At 60.7% G+C, this 7,559-nt stretch carries 7 protein-coding genes; 3 read left to right on the top strand and 4 right to left on the bottom strand.

Annotated elements, in window-relative coordinates:
• Positions 1-215: hypothetical protein (locus WBV42_RS03880; RefSeq protein WP_423984868.1), on the bottom strand; the 215-nt coding region annotated here is incomplete at its 3' end.
• 124 nt (positions 216-339) lie between these two features.
• Here WBV42_RS03880 and WBV42_RS03875 point away from each other — a divergent pair.
• Positions 340-1,119, top strand: a complete 780-nt coding sequence (locus tag WBV42_RS03875; protein ID WP_423984867.1) for an SDR family oxidoreductase — start codon at positions 340-342, stop codon at positions 1,117-1,119.
• Positions 1,120-1,313: 194 nt separating this feature from the next.
• Positions 1,314-2,711 carry an ATP-binding protein gene (locus WBV42_RS03870; RefSeq protein ID WP_423984866.1) on the top strand — a complete coding sequence of 466 codons (1,398 nt, stop codon included), beginning with the start codon at positions 1,314-1,316 and terminating at the stop codon, positions 2,709-2,711.
• An 18-nt stretch (positions 2,712-2,729) separates the two neighbouring features.
• On the opposite strand, the gene WBV42_RS03865 is transcribed toward WBV42_RS03870, so the two are convergent.
• Positions 2,730-5,111 (bottom strand): xanthine dehydrogenase family protein molybdopterin-binding subunit, encoded by a 2,382-nt coding sequence (locus WBV42_RS03865; protein WP_423984865.1) that lies wholly within the window; start codon positions 5,109-5,111, stop codon positions 2,730-2,732.
• Between the two features lie 171 nt (positions 5,112-5,282).
• The gene (locus WBV42_RS03860; protein ID WP_423984864.1) at positions 5,283-5,684 is read right to left on the bottom strand and encodes a HalOD1 output domain-containing protein; all 402 of its coding nucleotides are present in this window, start codon (positions 5,682-5,684) and stop codon (positions 5,283-5,285) included.
• 346 nt (positions 5,685-6,030) lie between these two features.
• Between WBV42_RS03860 and WBV42_RS03855 the strand changes: the two genes are divergently transcribed.
• A complete protein-coding gene (locus tag WBV42_RS03855; protein ID WP_423984863.1) occupies positions 6,031-6,456 on the top strand; it encodes a hypothetical protein in 426 nt (141 codons plus the stop codon).
• Between the two features lie 51 nt (positions 6,457-6,507).
• Here WBV42_RS03855 and WBV42_RS03850 read toward each other — a convergent pair whose 3' ends face one another.
• Positions 6,508-7,416 carry a M48 family metallopeptidase gene (locus tag WBV42_RS03850; protein WP_423984862.1) on the bottom strand — a complete coding sequence of 303 codons (909 nt, stop codon included), beginning with the start codon at positions 7,414-7,416 and terminating at the stop codon, positions 6,508-6,510.
• Positions 7,417-7,559: the final 143 nt, after the last annotated feature.

Genomic DNA, 7,559 nt, shown 5'->3' with positions numbered 1-7,559 from the left:
ACGTCGGCCGCCTCGGCGATGGTTTGCGGGTTCACCGGTGTTTCACGGTGCCACCAGAGGACGTCGTATTCCTCGAAGCCGCTGTCGTCACGCTCCGTAACCGGGACAAGCTCGACGGCACCCAGTTCGGTCGTCGCCCAATCGAGCGCCGACTGTTGCTCGAAAGAGAGGTCGTCACAGTGCAGGAACCCGATGGTCGGAGACGACGGTACCATTGACAGTACATATCGGCGCACGTCATATAATGGACACGGCTCGTTCGATGACACGAAATGCCGATTTGACGCCGCTAAGCAGGCCGCAGCAACATTGACAACGAATGACACCATCTATTCCCGTATGGATGGGATGCTTGGGGGACGGTCAGCGGTCGTAACGGGTGCTGCAAGTGGAATCGGTCGAGCCATCGCACAAACGTTCGCCGAACAGGGGGCCGACGTCGTCATCGCGGACGTGCGGGACGACCCCCGTGAGGACGGGGCGAAGACCCACGAACGGATCGAGGAGGAGACCGACGCACACGCCGTCTTCGTTCCGTGTGACGTCAGTGACCCAGCGGCCGTGACGGCGGCCGTCGATACGGCCGTGGACGAGTTCGGCGGCATCGACGTGATGGTGAACAACGCGGGTATCGTCGGCCCGACCGCTCCGGTGACCGACATCGACCCGGACGCGTACCAGCGACTGCTGGATATCAACCTGAACGGCGTGTTCTTCGGCTCACAGGCGGCGGCACGGCGGATGCGCGAGGACGATGGCGGCAGCATCGTGAACATCTCCAGCATCGCGGGGATTCAGGGCTACAGCGACCTCTCGCCGTACTGTGCTTCGAAGGGAGGAATCAGACTGCTCACGTACTCGCTCGCCGCGGAACTCGGAGCGGACGGGATTCGGGTGAACGCCATCCACCCGGGCGTCATCGAGACGGCGATGACGATCGAAGACGTTCCGACCATCGGCACGGAATCCGGCGAACAGATGCGCCAGTCGATTCCACTGGGGCGATTCGGAACTCCCGACGACATCGCCGACACGGCGCTGTATTTGGCGAGCGACCTCGCGGGGTACGTGACGGGCGAATCGATCATCGTCGATGGCGGGATGGTGAACACGGCGTGAGGCGTTGTTTCGGCTGATCCGTGACGCGATAGGTGGAAACCGTCCGAATTGTGACTAACAGCCCGAATTCGGTAGTCGTCATCGGAGTCGCAAACTCCCCCGTTTACTAAATCACGATTAGTAAAATCACGATTAGTAAAATCACGATTTAGATAATCGGTAGCACTATCTACCGCCGTTCCGTAGTTGACCCCATGGTTCACTCACGCTTCGTCAACCGCGAGGCGGAACTCGATACGCTGCGATCACGGTTCCGAAGTGACACGGCCGATCTGGTCGTCATCTACGGTCGCCGACGGCTCGGGAAGAGCGCACTCGTTCGTGAGGCGATAGGGGACGTCGAGAACGCCGTCTACTGGCAGGCAACCGAGGAGACGCCCGAGGTACAACTCGCCGACTTCGTCGAAACGGCGAGTGAAACGGTTCCTCTCATCGACGACATCCAGCGCGACTGGGAGGCACTGTTGCGCGCGCTCGGACGGGAGGACGCAGTCGTCGTTCTCGACGAATTTCCGTATCTGATCCAGTCGGACGAAGCGCTTCCGTCGAAGATCCAGCGCGTCTGGGATCTGCACCTCGAAGGGACGGCGATGACACTCGTACTCGTCGGGTCGTCCATCAGCGTCATGGAAGAGAAAGTCCTGAGCGGTGGGAGCCCGCTGTACGGTCGGCGAACGGCCGCGATCGACCTTCCGCCGCTTTCGTTGGAGAACGCTCGGCGGTTCTACCCGACCGACGATCCAGATACGATCCTCCAATTCTGGGGCGTCTTCGGCGGAACGCCCTACTATCTCCGGGCACTCTCCCCGTCCACGTCGCTCCCGGAGAACATTCGATCCCACGTCCTCTCGGAACACGGTGTCCTGCACAACGAACCGGAATTCCTGCTCCGGACGGAGTTCGGGATTCGAGAACCGCAGACGTACTACACCATCCTCAGAGCGATCGCGACGGGTAAGCGCGAGGCGAACGAGATCGCGAACTTCGTCGGCGTCGATTCGAACACGCTCGGGTCGTATCTCTCGAAACTCCGGCGTCTCAGGCTGGTCGAACGCGATATTCCCGTGACGGCGAATCCCAACGCGACACGCAAGAGTCGATATCGATTGAAGGAACCGCTCTTCCGTTTCTGGTTTCGATACGTTTACAGTCAGGAGGGGAAACTGGCGCAACTCGGTAGCGAGGCCTACGAACGGTTGGTCGAACCATCGTTCTCGGACTACATGGGTTCGATGTTCGAGATCGCGTGCCAGCAGGCCCTTCCGTCGTTGATTTCGACGACGTTCCAAGGGATCGGGTACTGGTGGCATCGTCACCACGAACTCGACGTCGTCGGCCTCGGAACTGACGGGACGCTCGTCGCTGGTGAATGTAAATACACGTCTCGGGAGATGAACGAAGGCGACCTCGCCGACCTCGAACGGAGCGCGGCACGGATTCGGTGGACGCCGGAAGACGGTAGCGAACCGACCCTCCACTACTGTTGTTTCTGTCGGTCCGGCTTTTCGGACGGACTCCGAGCCGCCGCTGACGACCGTGACGACGTTGCCCTGTTCACGCCCGAAGAAATCGTCGGGCGAGTGTCGGAGTAGGACTTTCCGTTTTGAACCTTATCTACTGTCTGCATTCTCGATTGCCGACCACACCGTCTCGTTGGTCAACGGCATGTCGAGCGTCTCGACCCCGAACGGCTCCAGCGCGTCGAGTACCGCGTTGACGACCGCGGGCATCGAGCCGATGGTGCCCGCCTCGCCCACGCCCTTTACGCCGAGGGCGTTGTTCGGCGACGGCGTCACGGTGCTGTCCCACTCGATGTCGGGGACGCTGATCGTCTTCGGGATCGCGTAGTCCTGCAAGGAGGACGTCGCGAGGTTCCCGTTCGAGTCGTAGTGACCGTCCTCGTACAACGCCTGACCGATTCCCTGGACGATCCCGCCGACGATCTGTCCCTCGACCAGTTTCGGATTGACCTGCGGGCCGACGTCGTCGACGGCGAGGTACCGCTGGAACGAGATTTCGCCGGTCTCCGGATCGACTTCCACGATCGCGACGTGGGTACCGAACGGGGCCGTCGATCCCTCCGGTTCGAAGTACACCGACGTCTCTAAGCCGGGATCGACGTCGTCCGGGAGCTTTCGCGGATTATACGCGGCGTTAGCGACGTCTCGAAACGTAACGCCGTACTCCGGTGCGCCTCGAACGTGGAACTCTCCGTCCGAGAATTCGATATCGGCCTCGGACGCTTCGAGCTGATGGGCGGCGATCGTACGGGCCTTCTCCTCTATCCCTCGGGACGCCTTCCGAATGGCGTTCCCCGCCATCGGCAAACTGCGGCTACCGGCGGTTCCTCCCCCTTCGGTGACCTTGTCGGTGTCCCCCTCGACGATTTCGATGGTGTCGTAATCGACGCCCAGTTCGTCGCTCACGATCTGTGCGTAGCTCGTCGCGTGACCCTGCCCCGTATCTTGGGTGCCGGTGTGAACGACGACTTGCCCGTCGGCGTTGACCCTCACTTGGCCGCTCTCGATGCTCCCCGCGGACCCGCCACAGATCTCCACGTACGACGAAATCCCGATGCCCAGATACCGTCCATCGTCCCGGGCACGTTCCTGCCGTTCGAGGAACGCGTCGTACTCGACGAGTTCGAGGGCTCGGTCGAGGGTCTTCTCGTACTCGCCGCTATCGTAGTTCATCCCGAGGCCGGTCTCGACCGGGAACGATTCCGGAGAAATGAAGTTTCGGCGGCGGAATCCGACCGGGTCCATGTCGAGTTCGCGGGCGCAGGCACTCGCCAGTCGTTCGATGATGTACGCCGCCTCCGGTCGACCGGCACCGCGGTAGGCCGATATCGGGGCCGTGTTGGTCATCACCCCGCGAACGGCGACGTGTCCGACGTCGATGTCGTAGGCCCCACAGAGCATCCCGGCGGTTCCCTTCGGAATGCCGACGCCACCGACCGTGGGATAGCCGCCGAGGTCCGCGTCGATCTCCCCTCGAAGTGCCACTATGTGTCCCGATTCGTCCAGCGCCGCCTCGATGGTGGTCCGCTGTCGGCGAGCGTGAACCATCGATTGGAAGTCGTCGGTCCGGCGGGCTTGCCACTTGATCGGCCGTTCGAGTTGCATCGAACACCACGCCGTCAGGAGATGACCGGCGTACGGCTGGAGTTTCGCGCCGAAGCCGCCGCCGACGTCCGGCACGCGGACGGTGATGCGGTGACGAGGTAATCCGAGAACGTCGCCGAGTCGGTTCTGTACTGCATGCGGGTTCTGACTCGATAGCTCGACGGTCAGCTTGTCGTCCGATGGTTGGTACTGGGCGACCGCCGCTCGGGGTTCGATCGCCGTCGGAATCACGCGGTTGTTCGACGGATCGAGCGAGACCGTGTGTGCGGCCCGTGAAAACGCCTCTTCGGTCTCCTCGCGGTCGCCGGTCTCCCACTCGAAGGCGACGTTGTTCGGTGCGAGGTCGTGAATCGTCGGCGCGTCCGACGATACCGCGTCGTCGAGTTCCGGGGCCGCATCGAGTCGTTCGTACTCCACGTCGATCGCATCGAGCGCGTCGAAGGCGGCGTAGCGCTCTTCGGCGACGACTGCCGCGACGGGTTGGCCCTGATACCGAACTCGATCGTCGGCGAGGAGCGGTCGTTTGACGGACGTGTCCTCCTCGTTGGTGCCGTCCTCTTGGAGGTCCTCGGCGTCCAATTCGGCGGCCGGCATCGTGCCATCGAGGCCGGATTCGAGCAGATCGTGGTACGTATAGACGGCGATCACGTCGCTACGAGCTTCGGCGTCGCTCACGTCGATCGACTCGATTCGGGCGTGAGCGTACTGGCTGCCGAGCAGCGCGAGGTAGCCCATCCCCGGATATTGAATGTCGTCGGTGTACCGAGCATCCCCCGTCAGAAGATGTCGGTCTTCTCGACGCTGAACAGCGGTACCCGTCATCTCGCCGGGTCTGACCTCGTCGTACTCGACCGTGTCTATCTTCATAGCGTCCTCCCCGTACGCTGGCCGAACGGTCGATATCGTCGATGATTAACCGTGGGCTTCGTTTGCATGGTGAAGTACTGATTCGTCCATGCCCATTAACCGACTGATTCCGGTGATCCAAGTGATACGATTCGTCGCTCGTCATTCTCGATACCACGACATCCTCGAACGTCACCGTTCGTGATGCCCTTCGTTGAGTATGGGATTTCTGTCGCTGTCGCGTCGTGCGCCGAGCGGTTCGTAGATGAGGACAGTGTTGTTACTCCGAACGGTGACGAGATGGTTCTCGATGACGAACCGCACTTCGACGCCGCTCTTTTTCGTTCCGCTCGTCTCGACGAGGTCTTCGAGCGCGTCCGGGTTCACGTACTGGTACAAACTGAGCGAGGTCTGACCGTTCGGCGGTTCCAAAACATCGACGATCGTTTCGATCAGACTTACAGTCAGCGATTGGCACGGATCGATCGAACGAACGGCGACCAACGCGTACTGCGGTGGGTCCGTCGGGTCCGTTGGCGTGTGCCCGTTTTCGAACCAGTTCGTCGTCTCGGTGGTTCTCGTGCCGTTGGACATAGTTTCTATTCGTACTCTATCTATTTGAGTAATACGTGCTTACCTCCAAAATTAGTATTGTCCGCCTAACAGTAATCTAGCGTCCGCCGAAACCAATCCTCGCGTCAACCTACGTGCTCCGAAGCACGTTTATTGAACGTTCAATCAAAGCGCTTTTGCCCGACCGGATAGTACGTTCAAGGGAGGATGAAGACGAGAACGTCCATGGAGATACTGCGGACGACAGGGCGCGTTGTCGAAACGTATCCCGAACTGTGGCTCGGCTGGACGTCGGGGGTGGTGGAGTGAATCCCTGCAGGGATCGAATCTCGGCGAGCGTCTTCCAACAGCGTGGTGATACCTAGTCATGTTAGAAAATCCCAGTGACTCGGATGCGGTTTCTCGGTCAGTCGATCTTCCTGACGGATGGTACGGAACAGCCAGTAGCGTCACCGATCCTCGGGCAACCTACGCGTACGACGTAACCGATTCCGCACAGGTCGTCGTCGGTCTCGTGTTCCACTCCTCGGGCGCGTCCGGTGACATCCAGCTCCGCGTTTCGGCTGTCGATAGTACGGCGTTGATTCATCGGCACGACTACGTCGTCGACGAATATGACGACACGACGACGGCAATCGAAAAGATGGAAACGTTCATGGAACTGGTCTCATCGACGTTCCACGACGAATTGAACGCGAGCGAACGGGTATTCGTGACCGTTGAGGGGATCGTTTCGGAGTTTCCATCGGATACGAGTCTTTGGCACTCGATTTTTTCTGGCGGAAGGAAATGATCCGAAAACGCGGTCACACTGTCCATAGTGGCTGAAGACGAGTGTTCGGTGTCATGCGACCTGCCGCGGTCGATATGGACTCGCCCACGTGGGGATCTCACAATCGAGTCGGGCGACGCGGTTTTCCATGGACGGATGGGTGGCGAACACCGAAAAGCGGAACGAACGATCCGCGTTCCACGGTATCGGTCCGGCGATGTCCTCCGTGTTGTCGCCGGTTGCGATCGCGGCGACCCGGTAGAGCGCGGCGGCGAGCGTTTCGGGGTCGACGACGTGGGCGGCGTACGCATCCGCGCGGTACTCCTCCAGTCGATTCGCATACCGACTCAGCGCGAGCGCGAGCGGTTCGATACCGAGACTGCAAACGTAGCGGATACGGCGGATACGTCGATCATCGATGAACGTCACTGCACTGAACAGCAGCGAGCCGACGGCGGCTACGAACGGACCCCGTCCCGCGAGAAAGACGAGCCAGAACATGCAGAACCCCAGTATCTGCGGGATGTACGCACGGACCGCATCCGTGTGAATATCGTTCCCGAGGTGGCCAAGTTCGTGTGCGAACAGCGCCTCGATTCCCGCCCGCCCGACGATCTGCGGGAGCAGCGGATCGAGAGCGACGACTGGTTCGCCATCGTCGTAGCCGACGACGGCACCTGGTGCGTCCATCTCCATGACGACGACCCGAGGGAGGGGCCGACCGGCACGCTCGCAGACGTCGAGGACCACCCGTTGAACGTCCGGAAACTCGCTGGAGTCGAACGGTCTGGCGTGTTCGTGTTCGAACTCGTAGCGCCCGCCGGAGCGATACGACAGATACGCGATGACGACGAACACGAGAAGCCCGAAGCCGACGATCGGAAGTGGAGCCCCTGTCCGAACGACGGCCGCAACCGCGAGGAGTGTAGCGGTTAGTAGTCCGAGCGTGATTCCCCACGCCCGAACGACTACTGAACTCATTATATAAATAAACCCTCACGGGGAGAATAATAACCGAATCGGTCAGCGACCAATTGAGCGACGAACGCTCGCCGTATGGCGAAGACAGTGCGGTGAGTTATCAACCTCCTCACACACTGTCTTCAGACGTATCATAGCGATTG

Origin of the sequence: Haladaptatus sp., assembly GCF_049589095.1 — an archaeon.
Classification (GTDB): domain Archaea; phylum Halobacteriota; class Halobacteria; order Halobacteriales; family Haladaptataceae; genus Haladaptatus.
Note: the sequence above shows the minus strand (reverse complement) of the source record. Positions and strands in the feature narration are given on the sequence as shown.

Bases quoted from the DNA above. Each gene is read 5' to 3' on its own strand.
- WBV42_RS03875 (WP_423984867.1), top strand. From the start codon at position 340: ATGGATGGGATGCTTGGGGGACGGTCAGCGGTCGTAACGGGTGCTGCA.
- WBV42_RS03870 (WP_423984866.1), top strand. From the start codon at position 1,314: ATGGTTCACTCACGCTTCGTCAACCGCGAGGCGGAACTCGATACGCTG.
- WBV42_RS03865 (WP_423984865.1), bottom strand. From the start codon at position 5,111: ATGAAGATAGACACGGTCGAGTACGACGAGGTCAGACCCGGCGAGATG.
- WBV42_RS03860 (WP_423984864.1), bottom strand. From the start codon at position 5,684: ATGTCCAACGGCACGAGAACCACCGAGACGACGAACTGGTTCGAAAAC.
- WBV42_RS03855 (WP_423984863.1), top strand. From the start codon at position 6,031: ATGTTAGAAAATCCCAGTGACTCGGATGCGGTTTCTCGGTCAGTCGAT.
- WBV42_RS03850 (WP_423984862.1), bottom strand. From the start codon at position 7,416: ATGAGTTCAGTAGTCGTTCGGGCGTGGGGAATCACGCTCGGACTACTA.